This is a genomic window from Actinocorallia herbida (assembly GCF_003751225.1).
Taxonomy (GTDB): Bacteria; Actinomycetota; Actinomycetes; order Streptosporangiales; family Streptosporangiaceae; genus Actinocorallia; species Actinocorallia herbida.
The window spans coordinates 2,207,652-2,224,686 of the sequence record NZ_RJKE01000001.1 but is presented as its reverse complement, the minus strand read 5'-3'; the positions used below and the strand labels follow the sequence as shown (position 1 = coordinate 2,224,686).

Annotated in this window: 15 protein-coding genes; 7 read left to right on the top strand and 8 right to left on the bottom strand. The window is 72.2% G+C overall.

The window, feature by feature from the left end:
• Window positions 1-35: 35 nt before the first annotated feature.
• The 5 genes from EDD29_RS10450 to EDD29_RS45370 form a co-directional block, all read right to left on the bottom strand.
• Window positions 36-491, bottom strand: a complete 456-nt coding sequence (locus EDD29_RS10450; RefSeq protein WP_211359633.1) for a P-loop NTPase family protein — start codon at window positions 489-491, stop codon at window positions 36-38.
• Between the two features lie 464 nt (window positions 492-955).
• Entirely contained in the window at window positions 956-1,903 is a 948-nt protein-coding gene (locus tag EDD29_RS10445) for an aldo/keto reductase (protein WP_211359632.1), read from the bottom strand.
• Between the two features lie 46 nt (window positions 1,904-1,949).
• On the bottom strand, window positions 1,950-2,339 hold the full coding sequence (locus EDD29_RS10440; protein ID WP_123670394.1) for a PPOX class F420-dependent oxidoreductase: 390 nt from the start codon (window positions 2,337-2,339) through the stop codon (window positions 1,950-1,952).
• A gap of 104 nt (window positions 2,340-2,443) precedes the next feature.
• Window positions 2,444-3,922 (bottom strand): transposase, encoded by a 1,479-nt coding sequence (locus EDD29_RS10435; protein ID WP_211359631.1) that lies wholly within the window; start codon window positions 3,920-3,922, stop codon window positions 2,444-2,446.
• Between the two features lie 388 nt (window positions 3,923-4,310).
• Window positions 4,311-4,799 (bottom strand): GNAT family N-acetyltransferase, encoded by a 489-nt coding sequence (locus tag EDD29_RS45370; protein ID WP_170201348.1) that lies wholly within the window; start codon window positions 4,797-4,799, stop codon window positions 4,311-4,313.
• A 171-nt stretch (window positions 4,800-4,970) separates the two neighbouring features.
• On the opposite strand from EDD29_RS45370, the gene EDD29_RS47640 reads away from it, so the two are divergent.
• Window positions 4,971-6,113 (top strand): protein kinase domain-containing protein, encoded by a 1,143-nt coding sequence (locus EDD29_RS47640; protein ID WP_170201347.1) that lies wholly within the window; start codon window positions 4,971-4,973, stop codon window positions 6,111-6,113.
• Window positions 6,114-6,196: 83 nt separating this feature from the next.
• Here EDD29_RS47640 and EDD29_RS10420 read toward each other — a convergent pair whose 3' ends face one another.
• Complete coding sequence (locus EDD29_RS10420) at window positions 6,197-7,261, bottom strand: WD40/YVTN/BNR-like repeat-containing protein (RefSeq protein ID WP_123664198.1); 1,065 nt, start codon at window positions 7,259-7,261, stop codon at window positions 6,197-6,199.
• Between the two features lie 151 nt (window positions 7,262-7,412).
• Here EDD29_RS10420 and EDD29_RS10415 point away from each other — a divergent pair, with 151 nt between their 5' ends.
• Together EDD29_RS10415 and EDD29_RS10410 are read left to right on the top strand one after the other, a co-directional pair.
• On the top strand, window positions 7,413-7,964 hold the full coding sequence (locus EDD29_RS10415) for a TetR/AcrR family transcriptional regulator (protein WP_123664197.1): 552 nt from the start codon (window positions 7,413-7,415) through the stop codon (window positions 7,962-7,964).
• 55 nt (window positions 7,965-8,019) lie between these two features.
• Complete coding sequence (locus tag EDD29_RS10410) at window positions 8,020-9,567, top strand: MFS transporter (protein ID WP_123664196.1); 1,548 nt, start codon at window positions 8,020-8,022, stop codon at window positions 9,565-9,567.
• Window positions 9,568-9,594: 27 nt separating this feature from the next.
• Here EDD29_RS10410 and icmF read toward each other — a convergent pair whose 3' ends face one another.
• On the bottom strand, window positions 9,595-12,786 hold the full coding sequence (gene icmF, locus EDD29_RS10405; protein WP_123664195.1) for a fused isobutyryl-CoA mutase/GTPase IcmF: 3,192 nt from the start codon (window positions 12,784-12,786) through the stop codon (window positions 9,595-9,597).
• A 104-nt stretch (window positions 12,787-12,890) separates the two neighbouring features.
• Between icmF and EDD29_RS10400 the strand changes: the two genes are divergently transcribed.
• The gene (locus EDD29_RS10400; RefSeq protein ID WP_246052675.1) at window positions 12,891-13,379 is read left to right on the top strand and encodes a MarR family winged helix-turn-helix transcriptional regulator; all 489 of its coding nucleotides are present in this window, start codon (window positions 12,891-12,893) and stop codon (window positions 13,377-13,379) included.
• 241 nt (window positions 13,380-13,620) lie between these two features.
• On the top strand, window positions 13,621-13,977 hold the full coding sequence (locus tag EDD29_RS10395) for a YkvA family protein (protein ID WP_123664194.1): 357 nt from the start codon (window positions 13,621-13,623) through the stop codon (window positions 13,975-13,977).
• Here EDD29_RS10395 and EDD29_RS10390 read toward each other — a convergent pair.
• Window positions 13,907-15,040 (bottom strand): fumarylacetoacetate hydrolase family protein, encoded by a 1,134-nt coding sequence (locus tag EDD29_RS10390; RefSeq protein ID WP_123664193.1) that lies wholly within the window; start codon window positions 15,038-15,040, stop codon window positions 13,907-13,909. The genes EDD29_RS10395 and EDD29_RS10390 overlap by 71 nt on opposite strands.
• Window positions 15,041-15,316: 276 nt before the next feature.
• Here EDD29_RS10390 and ssuE point away from each other — a divergent pair, with 276 nt between their 5' ends.
• Window positions 15,317-15,865: an NADPH-dependent FMN reductase gene (ssuE, locus tag EDD29_RS10385; protein ID WP_123664192.1), complete on the top strand. Its 549-nt coding sequence runs from the start codon at window positions 15,317-15,319 to the stop codon at window positions 15,863-15,865.
• Window positions 15,862-17,016, top strand: coding sequence for an LLM class flavin-dependent oxidoreductase (locus tag EDD29_RS10380; protein ID WP_123664191.1), 1,155 nt, complete (start codon window positions 15,862-15,864; stop codon window positions 17,014-17,016). The genes ssuE and EDD29_RS10380 overlap by 4 nt, the downstream gene beginning before the upstream one ends.
• Window positions 17,017-17,035 lie beyond the last annotated feature (19 nt).

Genomic DNA, 17,035 nt, shown 5'->3' with positions numbered 1-17,035 from the left:
CGACGAGCCGGGCACCCGAAACCGACCCGAGGGTGTCAAGGGCTCCGGACGGCGGCGAGGAAGCGGGTGACGGCCCGGGGCGAACGGAGGACCCGGACATCCGCATGAGCGGCGTGGGCGGCGAGGGCCGCGTGGATGAGGGGAAGGCCGCGGCGGCGATAGGTGAGGAGCCAGTGCCAGAAGGGCCAGGTCTCGCGGGAACGGCGCAGGGCGCGCCAGGCGCAGCGCCAGAGCGGAAAGTCCAGCAGGAGGACGGTGTCGGCGGCCCGGAGGCGGACCTCGAGAACGTCATAGGAGCCCAGGTCGCCGTCCAGGATCCACGCGGGAGCCCCCACGAGCTCGCGCTGAACCGCCGCCCATTCCGCCTTCGCCACAGGCACGAGATCGGGACCCCAGAAGTGCGCGTCCAGCTCGACCACCGGCAAATCGAGCACGGTACCGAGCCGGACCGCGAGCGTCGACTTCCCGGCTCCGCCCCTCCCCAGAATCACGATCCGCCGCACCTCCTCTCTATCCCCGAAATCCGCGCACCACACGGCGTCCCTCGCACAGGGCGTGCCGCCGGCGGGCGGCGAGTTCGTCTGGGGGCCCGGCGGCTCCCTGAACGTCACCCAGTCGCCGTCTCCGCGCGTCGACGCCCCACCGCGCGGCCTCCTTCGACAAGGCCGAGGAGTCCTACGTCGAGGCGCCGACCAGCCCGGAGCGGGGCGCACCTGGTGGGCGCGGCCACCGCATGAGGCGGCCGTGCGGCCGGGTCGGCCGGCGTGCCGCCTCCGACGCCGACCCGGTCGCCCTCGGCTTGGCCGGGCCCCTACGGCCGTCCGGCTCCCGGGTGGTCCGGCCCCGTGGCGTCCGGCTCCCACGGCTGGTGGGTCCCGCCTGGACGTGCGGGAGGGGCACGGTGGGTGCGCCGCACGGTCCCTGGTGGGGCCGTGCGGCGCGGGGCGGGCGGGTGTCAGGGGGCGGAGGCCTCGGTGAGGGAGGCGAGGTCGGTGTCGGTGAGCTTGAGGTCGGCGAAGGCCAGGAGGGGCTTCAGCTGGTCGAGGGTGCGGGCGCTGGCGATCGGCGCGACGACCGTCGGCTGGGCGGCGAGCCAGGCCAGGGCCACCTCGGCGACCTCGGCGTCGTGGGCCGCGGCGACCTCGTCCAGCTTCGCCAGGACGCGCAGGGCGCGCGGGTCCTTCAGGAGCTGCTCGCCGCCCTTGGCGCGCGGGCTGTCGACCGACGGGCCCCCGGGCCGGTACTTGCCGGTGAGGAAGCCCGCCGCGAGCGCGTAGTACGGGATCGCCGACAGGCCGTGCTCGGCCGCCAGGGCCGCGCGCTCGCCCTCGTAGGTGCCGCGGCTGACCAGGTTGTAGTGCGGCTGGATCGCGACGTACTTGGCGAGGCCCTCGCGGTCGGAGAACTCCAGGGACGCGCGGAGCCGCTCCGGCGAGATGTTGGAGACCGCGATCTGGCGCACCTTGCCTTCGCGGACCAGCCCGTCGAGCGCGGTGATGATCTCCTCGACCGGCACCGACTCGTCGTCGTAGTGCGTGTAGTACAGGTCGATGCGGTCGCTGCCCAGGCGGGCGAGCGACGCCTCGGCGGCCGCCTTGATGTTCGCCCCCGACAGGCCCTTGAACTGCGGGTGCTGGCCGACCTTCGTGGCGATGACGACGTCGTCGCGGTTGCCGCGCGCGGCGGTCCACCGGCCGATGATCGCCTCGGACTCGCCGCCGGTGTGGCCGGGCACCCAGGCCGAGTAGGAGTCCGCGGTGTCCACGAAGTTGCCGCCCTCCGCGGCGTAGGCGTCGAGGACGGCGAACGACGTCGCTTCGTCGGCGGTCCAGCCGAAGACGTTGCCGCCGAGATTGAGCGGAGAGACGAGGAGGTCGGAGGTGCCGACCGGCTTCAAGGTCATAAGGGGGAACAACCCGCGAACGCGGATGGTCATTCCCGGCGGGGGATCAAGATTCGGTCAGCGTGATCCGGATGCCGACCGTACCGCCGTCGCCGCGCCGCAGCCTGCTGCCGAGCATCGTCAGCGACCCGAGGATCCCGTACTTGCTGCGCAGCAGCGTCCGGTAGGCCGCCGTGTCCTCGGCCGAGCAGATCACCGCGGTCCCCGGCACCGGCTCCCCCGTCGGGTTCCCCCTCAGGTCGCACGGGCCGACCAGCACGTCGCCCCGGTTCCGGATGCGCTTGACCTTCCCCGAGTCCGCCACCGTCCAGATCCCGAGCGCGTTCCCGTCCCGCACCACCCACACCGGCGTCGCGACCGCCCGCCCGTCCTTCCGGTAAGTCGTCACCAGCACGTACTTCTCCGCCGCCAGCCGCGCCACGCCCGTCTCATCCATGATCCGCACTCTACCGACCGTTCCTGAGCACTGTCCTGGAGTGTCCTCCCGGAATCAGTGCGCCTGTCCCGAACGGTGCTGGACAGACTGGCCCCCCTTTGCTTTCACGCGCCCGGTGGAGCAGCGGATCGTGTCCGCCCTCCGATCCGGGCCGGGCGGGGTTCCTCACACCCTGGGCCAGGATGCCGGGCCTGGACGGTCCGATGCCCCGCACCATCACTCCGGTGACGCGGGGGCGGTGCCGTCCGACGCCCGGCACCAAAGCCCTGGGCGCGCCTTCCGATCACGAGACTCGCCGCCTCATGACGGCTGGTCTTGATCTTGCGCGTGCTGGTGGGCTGCTGCCAATACCGCGCTCCCCACCGGCTGGTGTAAGCCGCATCCACCGCCACCAACGCGATCCCCTGCTCAGTGGCCATCGACACCAGGCGGGCCTTCAACCGACCCGTCGGAATCCCGTGCACGACCTGCCGCAGACGCCGCCCGCCGTGCCTCTCACGGGACTTGACGTCACCGAAGTCAAGATCCTCGATCGCGATCGCCGCCACGCCGAGACGCCGCGTCCAGTGCAGCAGCCGGGTGAGGGCGTGGCGGAGCTGCGCGTCCCGATGAGAGGCGCTGCCCGACAGGTCGTAGAAGAACCTGCGGGGCCTACCCACCGGGTTACCGTGCGTGTCGAGCTGCCAGGCGGCGAGGTGGTCGGCGTTGGTATCGATTCCGACCACACCACGGGCCAGAGCGGCCTCCAGCGGGATCGTCTCCACGGGTGGGCGCTGCCAGGACGCGTCCACGTACCAGCGGCCCCGCACCGCATCCAGGTGGATGCGGTAGGCCACCGCCCGATCCGCCTCCACCCGATCCACCCACTCCCGGCCCCGATGGGCGAAGGAGACCCGGGCGGACAGTACATACCGGCCGTGAGGGGCGTTGGCGAGACCGGCCGGCGGGGCGGGCAGTTTGATCGACACCTGCCCGTCAGGGGCGATCCGCAGGGTCTCGTTGCCGTGCCGTTTTCCGGTCTCACCGTCGGCGGACAGGAACCAGCGGGCCGTCTCCCACCGCTGCCGCCACTCCTGCTCGCTCACTCCGGCGGCCTCCAGGTGATGCCGGCCCCGAGCCAGTGCCTTTCCGCCCCGCACCACCCGCACCCTGCCCTCGGCTCGATCCGCTGCGACCTGCTGCCGGCGCTGCTGCAGCACCGTCAGGCGTCGGGACTTGGCGAACCACTCCGCCGCCGACCGGTAGCCGCCCGGTGCACCTCGGGCGCTTTTCTGCCCGACCGGTAGGGCGAGACGGTGGCTGATCGTGGTGATGGCGGTGTCGAGGGTCGTGATGTGGGAGGTCTGGGAGCGGCGGGCCAGCGCCCACTGATCATGCGAGGCCTTCGTGATCGCACCCGCCCACCGCGACGACGACTCCGCCGTCAACTCCCGTTTACGCTCCGCCCACCGCCGTGCGCGGTGGCCCAGACCGTCACCGCAACGCGCCTTGAGGTCCCGGGACGCCAGCGATCCCAGATGCGCGCCGACCCGACGCAACACCTCCTCGTCCCGGACGGTGAGGCCTTTCAGACGGGTCCGCACCGACACACCACAAGCCCCGGAGACCACGAACGGCGCGGCCATCGACCGCAGCGGCACCGACCCACCCACCGCAGACGACCCCCTCCACCTGGCCGAAGTCACCGAATGTGATCGATCGAGAACCTACTCCCGATGCCGGGGCCATGTCCGGGGAATCGGACAACACACAGTCCACGCCAAGCTGCCCGAACCAGCGGCCACACCCCGACCCGGGGACACGACGACCGGCAACCACCGACACCACGGACACGACCTTGTGGACACTTCCGAACACCCCTGAACACTCAGCGGGCAACAGTTCAATACCCCACCCCACCCCCGCATCTCCCCGACCGCCCCTCCCCCGGTCCCGCAGTCCCCGTGCGAGTGGGCGGGGGCGCCGTGCGGATCAGGGTGTGCGGGCGTGGAGGTGGGTGGTGGGGGTGGTGGAGGTGAGGGGGTAGCCGGTCTTGGTGGCGACGTGGCAGGCGGCGAGGTCGGCGGGGGCGTGGACGAGGGTGAGGCGGGGGGTGCCGAGGATCGCGGTGACCCAGCCGGACAGGCAGCGGACCGCGGTGGTGGCGGCGCCGCGGCCGCGCGCCCACGGCGCGACCCGGCACAGGACTACGGGTTCGGGACCCTCGAGTCCCGTGACGGTGACGTGGCCGGCCCACCGCTCCGTCGAGGACTCGAGGATCGAGAAGGTCACGCGCCCGTCCCACTCGGCCTGCGTCCGCACCCAGGCGGCCGCCCCCTCCTCGGTGCTCGGCAGCGGAGGCGACCACCGCACCGTGTCGGGGTCTTCGGCGAGCGCCAGCAGATCTCCCGCCTCGGCCTCGCGCGGCGGCCGCAGGTGCCACAGGCCCGCCGTGATCTCGGTGTGCTCGATCGGATCCACGCCCCGCATCCTCCCACCTCCCCATCGCCCCACCTCCCCCCGCACGCCACCCGGCCCCTCCGCCCCGTCGCGCCGGCCGCTCCCCTCCGGGCATGCTCCTGCGCCGCCACCGGGCCCCCGCGACTCACGGGGGTGGCGACTGCCTGACCTGAGGGGTTTTGCAGCACTATCGTGGCGTTCGTGAATCAGGGCGGCGGTGAGTTGGTCGGCGGGCGGTACCGGCTGGTCGAGTCGGTGGGCGAAGGGGCCATGGGACGGGTCTGGCGGGGCCATGACGACCTTCTCGACCGGCAGGTCGCGGTCAAGGAGATCGTGCTGCCGCAGGGGATCGTGGCCGAGCAGCGGGACCTGCTGGCCAGGCGGGTGATGCGCGAGGCGCGCTCGGCGGCCCGGCTCAACCACCCGGGGATCGTCACCGTGCACGATCTCGTCGAGCACCGGGGCGCGCCGATGGTGGTGATGGAGTTCGTCGGCGGCGGATCGCTGGGCGCGCTGCTCCGCGCCGAGGGCAGGCTGCCGTTCGAGCGGGTCTCGGCGCTCGGCCTGTCGCTGTGCGACGCGCTCGCCGAAGCGCACGGTTCCGGCGTCGTGCACCGCGACCTGAAGCCCGACAACATCCTGCTCCGCGGCGACCGGGCGGTCATCACCGACTTCGGGATCGCCAGCCTGGCCGACGCCACCGCGCTCACCAGCACCGGCACGAAGATGGGCACGCCCCTCTACATGGCGCCCGAGCAGGTCGAGGGCGGGAAGGCGACCGCCGCGGCCGACATGTGGTCGGTCGGCGCGACGCTCTACGCCGCGGTGGAAGGCCGCACCCCGTTCGCCGCGCCGACCCTGATGGCGCTGTTCAACGCGATCCTCAGCAGACCCCACGAGCCGTGCGAGCACGCCGGACCGCTCGGGCCCGTGCTCTCCCGCCTCCTGGCCAAGGATCCCGCCGACCGGCCGTCCGCCGAGCAGGCCGCCGCTCTTCTCACCGAAGCCCTCCGGCCCGCACCCGGCCCCATGGCCGCGCCCGCACCTGTCGCCGCACCCGTGGCCCCACCTTCACCGGCACCGGCACCCTCGACGAAGGCGCCCTCTGCGAGGCGGGAGCCCGGCCTCGAGTACGGGACCGTCAAATGGTTCAACAGCGACAAGGGCTTCGGCTTCCTCACCCCGGACGACGGCGGCGCCGACGTGTTCGCCCACTACTCGGAGATCCAGGCCAAGGGATTCCGCGACCTCTCCGAGGGCCAACGGGTCTCCTACCGGGTGCGGACGGGCAAGCACGGTCCGCAGGCCCAGAAGATCACCGTCCTCGCCGAGTGAGCCCCCGCCCGGCGGAGTCCGAGCCCGGCCCCGTCCGCCAGGAGGCGGCGTGCCCGCCGACGAGGCCGCGTCGGGAAGCCGGGTCAGGTGGTGGTGGCGCGGACCGCGCAGACGTCTGGGAGGTGGGAGGCGACGAGGTGCCAGGTGTCGCCTTCGTCTGGGCTGGCGTAGACCTCGCCGGTGCGGGTGCCGAAGTAGACGCCGGACGGATCGGCCGGGTCGGCGCACATGGCGTCGCGGAGGATGGTGGCGTAGAAGGGGGTGTCGGGGAGGCCGGTGGTGAGGGGCCGCCAGGTGTCGCCGGCGTCTTCGGAGCGGTAGACGCGGCAGCGGTGGTCGTAGGGGTAGCGGCCTTCTTCGGTGCCGCTGATGGGGAAGGTGTACAGGACGCCGGTGCGGCGCGGATGGGCGACGACGGCGAAGCCGAAGTCACCGGGCAGGCCCTCGGCGATGGACGCCCAGCTGCGGCCGCCGTCGTCGGAGCGGTAGACGCCCTCGTGGTTCTGGAGGTAGAGGCGTTCGGGGTGCAGGACGTCGCGGGCGACCTTGTGGACGCATTGGCCGTACTCGGGGTAGTGGTCGGGCAGGAAGACGGCCTGGACTCCGGTGTTGGACGGCGCCCAGGAGGCGCCGCCGTCCTCGGTGCGGTAGACGCCGCCGGTGGACATGGCGACGAGGATCTGCGCGGGATCGGCGGGATGCGGCAGGATCGTATGGATCGCCTGCCCGCCGAACCCGGCCTCCCAGTGCGGCCGGTGCGGGTGGTCCCACAGCGAGCGGACCATGCCGAAGGTCAGGCCGCCGTCGGCCGAGCTGAACAGGGCCGACGGCTGGGTGCCCGCGAAGATCTTGCCGTCGAGCCCCGGCATGATCTGCCAGACCCGTTCCAGGGAGGCGCCGGTGTCCTCGGGAAAGACGATCGGGGCCGGACCGGGCTCGGCCCATCGGGCGCCGTTGTCCTCGCCGATGGCCACGGTGGGCCCGATCACCGGGTTGCTCAGCCCGGCGAGCAGCCGCCCTGACTCGAAGCAGAGGCTGTAGACCTCCGACATCCCGAACACCGGCTCGTCGACCTGCCAGGTGCGGCGGTCTTCGCTGCGGGCCAGAAACAGCCCCTTGACAGTGCCGATCGCCACCAGAACCGACATCTCGCCCTCCCCGTGATCTGCGCTCGCGCCCACACTACTCCCGCACAGTGACACAGATCTCACGCCCTGTGGATAACTTTTCACATCGCGATCATGAGACCAAAGACTCCCTAGTGAGACATTAACGTCTCACATAGGGTAGGGTCGTCTCATGAGCTTCGATCGGGACCTCGTGCTGCGCCGCGCGGCCGACCTCCTTTCGCGCAAGGCGACCGCGACCCAGGACGAGATCGCGCGGGCCGCCGGGATCAGCCGGGCGACCCTGCACCGGCACTTCGCCGGGCGCGACAGCCTCATCCGCGCGCTTGAGGACCTCGGCCTTCGCCAGCTCCAGGAGGCCGCCGACGCGGCCCGGCTCGACGAGGGCGCCGCCGCCGAGGCGCTGGAGCGCCTGATCGAGGGCACCCGGCCCGTCGCGGGCTTCCTCGCCTTCCTCTCGACCGAGAACCAGCTGTTCGAGGGCGCCGAGGTCAACGCGGGCTGGGAGCGGCTCGACGCCCGGATCTCCGCGCTGTTCCGGCGCGGCCAGGAGTCCGGCGAGTTCCGCATCGACCTGTCCCCCGCGTGGTTCACCGAGGCCCTCTACGGCCTGGTCGCCTCCGCCGCCTGGACGATCCAGTCCGGCAAGACCGCCCCGCGCGACTACACCGCGATGATCAGCGGTCTGCTCCTGGACGGCGCGCGCCGTCCGCCGCGCCCCTGACACCCCCCGCCACCACCCCGGCACCTCCAGAACCCGTCAAAGGACGTGGCAGACCATGACCGCCCTCCGCACCCCTATGTCCGCTCAGGACGGACGACATACCAAGCGCACGGGACGCTGGGCCGCGCTCGGCGTCCTCGTGCTCGCCGTGCTCCTCGTGGCCGTGGACGCGACGGTCCTCGGCCTCGCCACCCCGTTCATCAGCGAGGACCTCAAGCCGTCCGGCAACCAACTGCTGTGGATAGGCGACGTCTACTCTTTCGTCCTCGCCGGCCTGCTCGTCTCGATGGGCGGCCTTGGCGACCGGATCGGCCGCAAGAAGGTACTGCTCGCCGGCGCGGCCGCCTTCGGCGCGGCGTCTCTGCTCAACGCCTACGCGACGAGCCCGGAGATGCTGATCGCGGCCCGCGCCCTGCTGGGTGTGGCGGGCGCGACCCTGATGCCGTCCACGCTGGCGCTCATCCGCAACATCTTCGCCGACCCGCGCGAACGCTCCCTGGCCGTCGGCATCTGGGCGTCCAGCGCGTCGGCGGGCGCGGCGCTCGGCCCGCTCGTCGGCGGGTTCCTGCTCGAGCACTTCTGGTGGGGCTCGGTCTTCCTCATCAACCTTCCGGTGATGGCGCTGCTCGTGCTGGTCGGCGTCCGGCTGCTGCCCGAGTCGAAGAACCCCGCGCCCGGCCCCTGGGACCTGCCCAGCGTGGGGCTGTCCCTCGTCGGCATGATCGGCTTGGTCTACTCGATCAAGGACGCCGCCTCGCACGGCCCGTCCTACCGCGTCGCCGGCGCGGCGCTCCTCGGGCTCGCCGCGCTGCTGTGGTTCGTGCGCCGCCAGCGGACGCTGCCCACGCCGCTGATAGACGTCCGGCTGTTCCGGCACCGGGGCTTCTCCGCCGCCGTCGCGGCCGACCTCTTCGCCGTGCTCGGCCTGACGGGCCTGGTGTTCTTCCTGTCGCAGTACCTCCAGCTCGTCCAGGGCCGCTCGCCTCTGGAGGCGGGCCTCGCGGAGCTGCCCGCGACGGTGGGGGCGGTCGTCACGGGTCTGCTCGCCGGAGCCGTCGTAAGGCGCACCTCCGTACGCGCGGTCGTGGCAGGCGGCCTCGCCAGCGTGGGCGTGGCGCTGGCCCTGCTCACCGGGCTGGAGCGCGGTACCGGCTACGGACTGCTGTTCACCGCGCTCCTGCTGGTCGGCGTAGGGGCGGGCTTCGCCTTCACCACGACGTCCGACGTGATCGTCTCCAGCGTGCCCAAGGAGCAGGCGGGGGCCGCGTCGGCCGTCGCCGAGACCGCCTACGAGCTGGGCGGCGCGCTCGGCATCGCGGTGCTCGGCTCGATCGTGACCACGGTCTACCAGGGGTTCACCGCCCCTGCGGGCACCCCGCCGGAGGCCGCGGACGCCGCCCACGGCTCCCTCGGCGGCGCGGTGCACGCCGCCGAGGGCCTCGGCGGCGAGCACGGCCGGGCTCTGCTGACCGCCGCCCAGGACGCCTTCGCCGCAGGCCTGCGCGGCACCGCCGCCGTAGGCGCCGCGGTCCTCCTCACCACCGCGACCGCCGTCTGGTTCCTCCTCAAAGACCAACGGACCGACACGAACCTCCACGCCTGACGCCCCGGGCGGCGCCGCCCGCGTCCGTCAGACGTTTCTGCGGTATTGGCCGCCCACTTCGAAGAAGGCGTCGGTGATCTGGCGGAGGGAGCAGACGCGGGACGCGTCCATGAGGGCGGCGAAGGCGTTGCCGCCTGTGCGAACGGTGTCCTTCAGGGTGGCGAGCGCCGCGTCGGCGTCGGTGCGGTGGGCGGCCTGGAAATCGCGGACGCGGGAGAGCTGGGACTGCTTCTCGGCCTCGGTGCCGCGCGCCAGTTCCAGGGTGCCGTGCGCGGTCTCGCCGCGCGGGTTGCGGAACGTGTTGACGCCGATGATCGGCAGGGTCCCGTCGTGCTTGCGCTGCTCGTAGAGCATGGACTCGTCCTGGATGCGGCCGCGCTGGTACCCGGTCTCCATCGCGCCGAGGACGCCGCCGCGCTCGCTGATCCGCTCGAACTCCACGAGGACCGCCTCCTCGACGAGGTCGGTCAGCTCGTCGATGACGAACGACCCCTGGAGGGGGTTCTCGTTCATCGCCAGGCCCCACTCCTTGTTGATGATGAGCTGGATCGCCAGGGCGCGCCGCACGGACTCCTCGGTGGGCGTCGTGACGGCCTCGTCGTAGGCGTTGGTGTGGAGGCTGTTGCAGTTGTCGTAGAGCGCGATGAGGGCCTGGAGGGTGGTCCGGATGTCGTTGAAGTCCATCTCCTGCGCGTGCAGCGACCGGCCGGAGGTCTGGACGTGGTACTTGAGCTTCTGCGACCGCTCCGCCGCCCCGTAGCGCTCCCGCATGGCGATGGCCCAGATGCGCCGGGCCACCCTTCCCAGGACGCTGTACTCGGGGTCCATCCCGTTGGAGAAGAAGAACGACAGGTTGGGCGCGAAGTCGTCGATGTCCATCCCGCGGGCCAGGTACGCCTCGACGTAGGTGAAGCCGTTGGACAGGGTGAAAGCCAACTGGCTGATGGGGTTCGCACCGGCCTCGGCGATGTGGTAGCCGGAGATGGAGACGGAGTAGAAGTTCCGTACGCCCCGCTCGATGAACCACTCCTGGATGTCGCCCATCATCCGCAGCGAGAACTCGGTGGAGAAGATGCAGGTGTTCTGGCCCTGGTCCTCCTTGAGGATGTCGGCCTGCACGGTCCCCCGGACGGTCTGGAGCACCCGCGCGCGCACCGCCTCGGCCTCCTGCGCGTCCGGCTCCCGGCCCTCCTCCTCGCGGAACCTCTCGAGCCCCTGGTCGATCGCGGTGTTGAGGAAGAACGCCAGGATCGTCGGCGCGGGCCCGTTGATCGTCATCGACACCGAGGTGGTCGGCGAAGCCAGGTCGAACCCTGCGTAGAGCGCCTTCATGTCATCCAGCGTCGCGACGGAGACGCCGGAGGTGCCGACCTTGCCGTACACGTCGGGGCGCTCGTCGGGGTCACGGCCGTAGAGCGTCACGGAGTCGAAGGCGGTAGACAACCGGGTGGCTTCCGCGTCGGCGGACAGCAGCTTGAACCGCCGGTTGGTCCGGAAAGGGTCCCCCTCGCCCGCGAACATGCGCGCGGGGTCCTCGCCGTCGCGCTTGAACGGGAAGACGCCCGCGGTGAACGGGAAGTACCCGGGCAGGTTCTCCGACCGCAACCACCGCAGCAGGTCTCCGTCGTCCGAGTAGCGGGGCAGGGCGACGCGCGGGATCCGGTTGCCGGACAGGGACGCGCGGGTGAGCGGCACCCGCACCTCCCGGTCGCGCACCTTGAACACGTGCTCGTCGCCGGTGTAGGAGGCGGCGAGCTCGGGCCAGGCCTGGAGCAGCTTCGCGGACGGGCCGGGCAGGGCCGCGCGCGCCTCGGCGATGAGGTCGCCGAGCCGGGCCGGCGCGTCCTCGCCGAGTTCGGCGCGGGCCGCCTCCAGCCGCTGGGCGCGGCGGGCGCTCTCGGCCTGCGCGAGGGTGTCCGCGTGGTAGCCGCGGACGCCCTCGGCGATCTCGGCGAGGTAGCGGACGCGCGCGGGCGGGATGATCCCGGCGACGCGGGTGCTGGCCCGGACGTCGACGCGCGGCAGCACCCCGGGTTCGACGGCGAGGCCGTGCTCGCCGAGCAGACCGAGGAGGTGCTGGTAGAGGGCGGTGACGCCGTCGTCGTCGAAGGTCGCGGCGCTGGTGCCGAAGACGGGCATGTCCTCGGGCCGGGATCCGAACGCCTCCCGGTTGCGGAGCAGCTGGCGGGAGACGTCCCGCAGCGCGTCGGGCCCGCCGCGCCGCTCGAACTTGTTCACCGCGACGACGTCGGCGAAGTCGAGCATGTCGATCTTCTCCAGCTGTGAGGCGGCGCCGAACTCCGGCGTCATGACGTACAGCGAGACGTCGACGTGCTCGGTGATGGCCGCGTCGCCCTGCCCGATGCCGGGGGTCTCCAGGATGACGAGGTCGTGGGTGGCCCGGCAGGCCGACAGGATCTCGGCGATGCCGTCGGGAAGCTCCCGGCCGCCCCGGGTGGCCAGGGAGCGGAAGAAGACCCGGTCGCCGTCGAGGGAGTTCATCCGGATGCGGTCGCCGAGCAGCGCGCCGCCGCCGCGCCGCCGGGTCGGGTCGACGGCCAGGACCGCGACGCGGAGCTTGTCCTGCTGGTCGACGCGCAGCCGCCGCAGGATCTCGTCGGTGAGAGAGGACTTGCCGGACCCGCCGGTGCCGGTGATGCCGAGGACCGGCGCGCTCCGGCCCGCGAGGGCGGGGTCGAGCGGGGCGCCGCCCTGGAGGCGGGTGAGGGTCCGGGCGAGGGCCGCCCGGTCGCCCGCGAGGACCGCCTCGACGGGTGCGGGCGCCGCGGCGAGGTCGGTGTCGGCGTCCCGGATCAGCTCGTTGATCATGCCGGGCAGGCCGAGCCGCTGGCCGTCCTCGGGTGAGAAGATCCGCACGCCGGCCTCGGCGAGCCGCGCGATCTCCTCGGGCACGATGACGCCCCCGCCGCCGCCGAAGATCCGGACGTGCCCGGCGCCCGCCTCGCGCAGCGCCTCGGCGAGGTAGGCGAAGTACTCGAGGTGCCCGCCCTGGTAGGAGCTGATCGCGACACCCTGGGCGTCCTCCTCGACGACCGCGGCGACGACCTCGGCCACCGACCTGTCATGCCCGAGGTGCACCACTTCGGCGCCCTGGGACTGGAGGATCCGGCGCATGATGTTGATCGCCGCGTCGTGGCCGTCGAAAAGCGCGGCCGCCGTGACGAAGCGCACCGGGTGCACCGGTCTGTGCAGTCCCATCCGTCCTCCTCCGGGGCCCCGCCCCTACTTACTTTGAAGACTAATATTTTGAAGTTAAAGTAAATCCCAACGCGGAGGCCGTCAAGTTCCCGTACCTTGGGGGCGTGTCGTTCGATCCGCTCGCCGAAGCCCACCGCCAGTGGAGCATCCGCTGGCCAGAACACGCCGACCACATGGCCGCCGTGACCTCGGTGATGCGCGCCCAGCAGCTCCTGCTCAGCCGGATCGAGGGCCTGCTCAAGCCCTACGGGATCACCTTCGCCGCCTACGAGGCGCTGCGCCTGCTCGCCTTCACCCGCGAAGGGCGCCTGCCCATGGGCAAGATGGGCGAACGGCTCATGGTCCACCCCGCGAGCGTCACCAACGTGATCTCCCGCCTCGAGGGCCGCGGCCTGGTCACCCGCTCCCCCAGCCCGCACGACCGCCGGGTCGTCCTCGCCGCGATCACCCCCGCCGGCCGCGACCTCATCGAAGAGGCGACCGTCACCATGCACGAGGCCGGCTTCGCCCTCGACGGCCTGAGCCGCCCCGAGGCCCGAGCCGTCATCGACGCCCTCCACACCCTCCGAGCCTCCGTCGGAGATATGGACTGAGGCGGCCGGCCGTGTTCGCCGGCCCGACCTCCGGCCCTTGGGGGCCTGCGGTCTGGCGTGCCTGACGGCACTCCCTGGAAACAACCCGTGCGGGGTACTCCTGGAGGGGACGTGAAGATGCCGGGCCGCGCCTTCGGCGCTCCCTGGAAGTTGTTCGGGGCTGTTCGCGGACATGCCGGTTGTGGACGGGGGCGTCCCATCGAGACGCCCTCCGGGTAGATTCGACGCGGGGAGGAGAGCGATGCCCGACGGTTGGTGGCCCTGGGTTCTGGTGGCGGGCGGAGTGTTCGTCCTGGTCACGCTGTTCTTCGTGGTGCGGACGCTGATCCGGCTGCGGACGCTGCGCGGGTTCGTCAAGGCCGACGACGCGCCTTCGACGGCCAAGGCCGCCTACTACGGCGCGTGGGTCTACGCGCTCAGCCCGATCGACCTGCTCCCGGACCCGATCCTCATCGACGACGTGGGCATCGTCCTCGCCGCGATCGCCACGATCGAGTACTTCGTCCGCAAGCACCGGCCCACCGGGCTCATCCGACAGCCGGGAGAACCCGGCCCGAGACCTCTCCCAGATACCGCCCGCCGGCGAGGGAAGCGCTGATCGCCACCTCGTCGTAGTCGGCCAGCCAGGCCCGCTCGGCGCCGCCGGGCAGCACGATCGGCTCCTCGCCGCCGCGCGTCAGCTCGATGAGCGAGCCGACCTCCTCGGCGCCGGGCCCGCTGACCGTCCCGGACGCCACGAGGTCGCCCGTGCGCAGCGCGGCCCCGTTGACGGTGAGGTGCGCCACCATCTGGGCCGGGCTCCAGTGCGTCGTGCGGTAGGGCGGCCGGGTGACGGTGTGCCCGTTGAGCCGCACGTCGAGCCCGATGTCCAGCCCCCAGGCCGCGTCCTCGCGCAGGTACCTGGCGAGGTCCCCCGAGGCCGACGGGACGGGCACGCGCGCGTCCGCGAGCGCGGCGAGCGGCACGATCCACGGGCTGACCGAGGTGGCGAAGGACTTGCCGAGGAACGGGCCGAGCGGGACGTACTCCCAGGCCTGGAGGTCGCGCGCGGACCAGTCGTTGACGACGCAGACCCCGAAGACGTGGTCGGCGAACGCCGCGGTGGAGACCGGCGCGCCCAGGCTGCTCGGCACGCCGACCACGAATCCGAGCTCGGCCTCGAAGTCCAGCCTCCCCGACGGCCCGAAGACCGGGTCGGTCCCGCCCTCCTCCAGGTGCGGCCCGGACGGCCGGACGACGCCCGTTCCGGAGACGACGACCGTCCCGGCGCGCCCGTGGTAGGCGAGCGGGTGGTGGCGCCAGTTATGGGTGAGGGGTTCCCCTCCGGGCCGGAAGAGCCTGCCGAGGTTGGTCGCGTGGTGCTCGGAGGCGTAGAAGTCGACGTAGTCGGCGACCGTGTACGGAAGGCACATCGTCACCTCCGACATCGGAAGGTAGGGGCCTCCGGTGCCTTCCAGGAGCGCCGAGCGCACGCGGTCCCATACTTCGGGCCCGGAGACGAGGAACGGATCGAGCGTCCCGTAGGCGAAGAGCGCAGGGTGGGGTATCCGGGCCTGCGACAGGTCGAGGACTCGGTCCTCCACGGCGACCCCCACCCGGCGCACGCCGGGCCGGTCGAGGGCGGTGAACACACCGAACGGCAGGGTCTCAGCGTCGAACATTCCACGTCCAGGCTCGGGCGGCTGTTGATCTTGTGCCTTCCCAGCTGGAGCGCCGCCCATGCGGGCGCTCGTCCGCGATATGGATTCCCTGCCGTGCGGGGGGCTCCGGAGGGGTGCGACTTCGGACGCCGTGCCCGCCGGTGGAAGGGAAACCCTCGCACCCGGCAGCCGATCGCGATGACCCGGGGCCTGGCGCGGGCGGTTCGACCGGTTAGAATCCCATCATGTCAGTAGGAATTGCCTGAATTCCTTCCGCGGCAGCAAGGGAGTTCTCCGTTGTCCACCGTCCATGTCCTCACCGGCAGCCCGTCCGCGACCTCGCGCACGGCCGCGCTCGCCGCGCATCTGGCCGAGCACCTGCGCCGTGACGGCCATACCGTCGGGCACACCTCGCTCCGCGACCTGCCCGCCGGCCCGCTCCTCGCCGCCGACACGACGGACCCGGAGATCACCGCGGCCGTCCGCGCGATCGAGGAGGCGGACGCGCTCGTCGTCGCCTCCCCCGTCTACAAGGCCGCCTACAGCGGGCTGCTGAAGACCTTCCTCGACCTCCTCCCCCAGTTCGCCTTCGCGGGCAAGACCGTGCTGCCCATCGTGACCGGCGGCTCCCCCGCGCACGTCCTCGCCCTCGACTACGCGCTGCGCCCGGTGCTCACCTCCCTCGGCGCGGACCACATCGTCCAGGGCTGGTTCGTGCTGGACCGGCACATCGACGTCCACGCCTCCGGCGTCACCGTCGACCCCGCCAGCGGCGACCCCCTGTTCAAGGTCGTCGACGGGTTCTCCGCGGCCCTCGGCCGCCCCCTGCTCAAGGAAGTCTCATGACGCTGAAGTTCCACTGGTTCCTGCCCACCTACGGTGACAGCCGCAACCTCGTCGGCGGCGGCCACGGCAACCCGACCACCTCGACCGGCGCCGACCGCCCCGCGACCATCGGCTACCTGTCGCAGGTCGCGCGGGCCGCCGAGCGGCTCGGCTTCGAGGCCGCGCTGACCCCGACCGGCGCCTGGTGCGAGGACGCCTGGCTGACGACGGCGATGCTGGCGCGCGAGTCCGAGCGGCTCAAGTTCCTCGTGGCGTTCCGCCCCGGCGTCATCTCCCCCACGCTCGCCGCGCAGATGGCCGCGACGTTCCAGCGGCACTCCGAGGGCCGGCTGATCCTCAACGTCGTGACCGGCGGCGAGGACCACGAGCAGCGCGCGTTCGGCGACTTCCTCGGCAAGGAGGAGCGGTACGAGCGCACCGGCGAGTTCTTGGAGATCGTGCGGGGCCTGTGGCAGGGCGGGAAGGTCAGCCTCAAGGGCAGGCACCTCCAGGTCGAGGACGCCGAGCTCGCCCGGGTGCCCGACCCCGTCCCCGAGATCTACTTCGGCGGCTCCTCCCCGATCGCCGGGAAGATCTCCGCGCGGCACGCCGACGTCTACCTGACGTGGGGGGAACCGCCCGCGCAGGTCGCCGAGAAGATCGCGTGGATCCGCGAGGAGTACCGCGCGGTGGGCCGCACCCCCCGGTTCGGCATCCGCCTGCACGTGATCAGCCGCGACACCTCCGAGGCCGCCTGGACGCAGGCCCGGTTCCTGCTCGACGCGCTCGACCCCGCCCTCATCGCCAAGGTGCAGGCCGGGCTCTCGCGCAGCGCCTCCGAGGGGCAGAAGCGGATGCTCGCCCTGCACGGCGGCAGCACCGCGAACCTGGAGGTCTCGCCGAACCTGTGGGCCGGGTTCGGGCTGGTGCGCGGCGGCGCGGGCACCGCGCTGGTCGGCTCGCACGCCGAGGTCGCCGACCGGATCGCCGAGTACCACGCGCTCGGCATCGACGAGTTCGTGCTGTCCGGCCACCCCCACCTGGAGGAGGCGTACTGGTTCGGCGAGGGCGTCCTCCCGATCCTGGAGGACCGCGGCCTGTGGAAGCACCCGGGCCGCGAGCCCTCGGCGTCCGCCCCTACCGGTGTGCCCTTCGCGGGCCCCGCGCGCTGACGGCGACGGCCCGCCGACC